The sequence below is a fragment of the Streptomyces sp. VTCC 41912 genome, assembly GCF_045799175.1.
In the GTDB taxonomy this organism is placed as follows: Bacteria; Actinomycetota; Actinomycetes; order Streptomycetales; family Streptomycetaceae; genus Streptomyces; species Streptomyces albulus_C.
The window spans coordinates 1-3284 of record NZ_JBJMAB010000085.1 but is presented as its reverse complement, the minus strand read 5'-3'; the positions used below and the strand labels follow the sequence as shown (position 1 = coordinate 3284).

The following is a 3284-nucleotide window of genomic DNA, read 5'->3' as shown; positions in this document are numbered from 1 at the left end:
GCCGGGGATGTCGACGTGGTCGAGGCGCACGGTACCGGTACGACGCTCGGTGACCCGATCGAGGCCCAGGCGCTGCTCGCGACCTACGGCCGTGACCGCGATGCCGACCAGCCCTTGTGGCTCGGTTCGATCAAGTCCAACATCGGTCACACCCAGGCCGCGGCCGGTGTCGCGGGCGTCATCAAGATGGTGCTGGCGATGCAACGAGGCGTCCTGCCAAGGACGTTGCACGTCGACGCACCGTCGTCGCACGTGGACTGGAGTGCGGGTGCGGTCGAGCTGCTGACGGACGAGATCGCCTGGCCGGAGACCGGCCGGGCCCGGCGCGCCGGCGTCTCCTCGTTCGGCATCAGCGGCACCAACGCCCACGTCGTCCTCGAACAGCCGACAGGCACCGCACCCCGCGCGGCCGCGCGCACCACCCGGCCGGTCGAGGAACTGCCGGCCGCCCCCTGGGCACTGTCCGCCAAGACCCCCGAGGCCCTGCGCGCCCAGGCCGCCCGCCTCCTCGCCCACGTCGAAGCGCACCCCGAGCTGCGTCCCGTCGACGTCAGCCACTCGCTGGTCGCCACCCGCACCGCCTTCGACCACCGGGCCGTCGTCCTCGGTAGCGACCGCACCGAGGCGCTGCGGGCGCTCGCCGCGCTCGCCGCCGGCCAGACCGACCCGGTCGCCGTGACCGGCAAGGCCGGCACCGGCCGCACCGCCTTCCTCTTCTCCGGCCAGGGCTCCCAACGCCTCGGCATGGGCCGCGTCCTCTACGAGCGCTTCCCCGCCTTCGCCGAAGCCCTGGACACCGTCCTCACCGTCCTCGACGCGGAACTCGGCCATCCGCTCCGCGACGTCATCTGGGGCGAGGACGCCCAACTCCTCGACCGCACCGGCTACACCCAACCCGCGCTGTTCGCCGTCGAGGTGGCCCTCTTCCGCCTCCTGGCCAGCTGGGGCATCGCACCGGACTTCGTGGCCGGCCACTCCATCGGTGAGATCGCCGCCGCGCACGTCGCCGGGGTCCTCTCCCTCGCGGACGCCTGCCGCCTCGTGGTCGCCCGCGCCGTACTGATGCAGTCGCTGCCCGAAGGCGGCGCGATGCTCGCCGTCGAAGCCACCGAGGACGAGGTCCTGCCGCTCCTCACCGACGACGCCTCGATCGCCGCCGTCAACGGCCCCACCTCCGTCGTCGTGTCCGGCCACGAGGGTGCGGCGCTCGCCGTCGCGAAGCACTTCGCCGACCAGGGCCGTCGCACCACCCGCCTGCGGGTCAGCCACGCCTTCCACTCGCCGTTGATGGACCCGATGCTGGACGACTTCCGCGCGGTCGTCGACGGCCTCACCTTCACCGCCCCCACCCTCCCCGTCGTCTCCAACCTCACCGGCACCATCGCCAACGGCACCGACCTGCGCACCGCCGACTACTGGGTCCGGCACGTCCGCGAGGCGGTCCGCTTCGCCGACGGCATCCGCAGCCTCGCCGACTACGGCGTCACCACCTTCGTCGAACTCGGCCCCGACAGCGTGCTGTCCGCCATGGCCCAGGAATCCGCACCCGAAGGCGCCGCCACGGTCCCGCTCCTGCGCAAGGACCGGCCGGAGGAACAGGCCGTCATCGCGGCGCTCTGCCACCTCCGGGTGCTCGGCGTCGACGCCGACTGGCCCGCCGCCTTCGCCGGCGCCGACGCCGTCCGCGTCGACCTGCCGACCTACGCCTTCCAACACCGCTGGTTCTGGCCCGCCGCCCGCCCCGCCCGCCCGGACGACGTCCGCGCCGCCGGCCTCGCCGCCGCCGAACACCCCCTGCTCGGCGCGGCCGTCCAACTCCCCGACGACGGCGTGCTGTTCACCGGCCGCCTCGCACTGCGCAGCCACCCGTGGCTGGCCGACCACACCGTCCTGGGCACCGTCCTGCTGCCGGGCACCGCACTGGTGGAACTCGCCGTCCGCGCCGGCGACGAGACCGGCTGCGGCCACCTGGAGGAGCTCACCCTCGCCGCCCCCGTGACCCTCTCCGAGGACGGCGCGACGCTCCTCCAGGTCCACGTCGGCGCCGCCGACGAAACGGGCCGCCGCACCGTCACCGTCCACGCCCGCCCCGACGACACCGCCGACGGCACCTGGACGCTGCACGCCACCGGTGTGCTCACCGCCGAGGCCCCCGCCGCCGCCCCCTTCGACACCGCCGTCTGGCCGCCCGCCGACGCCCAACCCCTCACCACCGACGACTGCTACGCGCACTTCGCCACCCTCGGTTTCGGCTACGGCCCGGTCTTCCAGGGCCTGCGCGCCGCCTGGCGCGCCGGTGCCGTCCTCTACGCCGACGTGGCCCTGCCCGAACCGGCCACCGACGACGCGGCAGCATTCGGGCTGCACCCCGCCCTCCTCGACGCCGCGCTGCACCCCGCGCTCCTCACCGACGAGCACACCACCGGCCTCCCGTTCGCCTGGGAAGGCGTCACCCTGCACGCCTCGGGCGCCACCGCGCTGCGCGTGCGCCTCGCCCCCGCCGGCACCAACGGCCTCGCGCTCAGCGTCGCCGACCCGGCCGGCCACGCCGTCGCCACCGTCACCCGCCTGCTCGCCCGCCCCGTGGACGCCGCGCAGCTGACCGCCGACACCGCCCGCACCCACGACGCGCTCTTCCACCTGGACTGGACCCCGGTCCCGCTGCCCGACACCGGCGCACCCACCCCGCTCGCCCTCCTGGGCCCCGACACCGCAGCGCTCGCCGATGCCCTCGGCAGCCCGTCCGTCACGCGGTACGCGACCCTCGCCGACCTCCTGGCCGCCGACCCCACCCCGCCCACCACCGTCCTCGTCCCGCTCGGCTCCGCACCCGGCGCCGACGTCCCAGGGGCCGCCCACGCCCTGACCAGCACCGCACTGACCCTCGTGCAGCAGTGGCTCGCCGACGACCGGCTCGCCGGCTCCCGCCTGGTGTTCGTCACGACCGGCGCGGTGGCCGCCGCCGGCACCGACCTCGACGACCTGGCCGCCGCCGCGGTCTGGGGCCTGGTCCGCTCCGCCCAGACCGAGAACCCCGACACCTTCGGCCTCCTCGACCTCGACACCGACCCGGCCTCCGGCACCGCGCTGACCCGGGCCCTCACCCTCGACGAACCCCAACTCCTCCTCCGTGCCGGCCGCGCCCATGCTGCCCGTCTCGCCCGCACCCCCGTCCCGAGCACTCCCGCCGTCACTCCGTGGTCCGCGGACGGGACGGTGTGGGTGACGGGTGGTACGGGTGGTTTGGGTGGTGTGTTGGCTCGGCATTTGGTGCGGTCGTGTGG

General features: G+C 75.1%; 1 protein-coding gene. It reads left to right on the top strand.

The features are described 5' to 3' along the window. Positions 1-15: 15 nt before the first annotated feature. Positions 16-3284, top strand: a 3269-nt coding sequence (locus tag ACJ6WD_RS41210) for a type I polyketide synthase (protein ID WP_407617802.1), incomplete at its 3' end; no start/stop codon positions are given.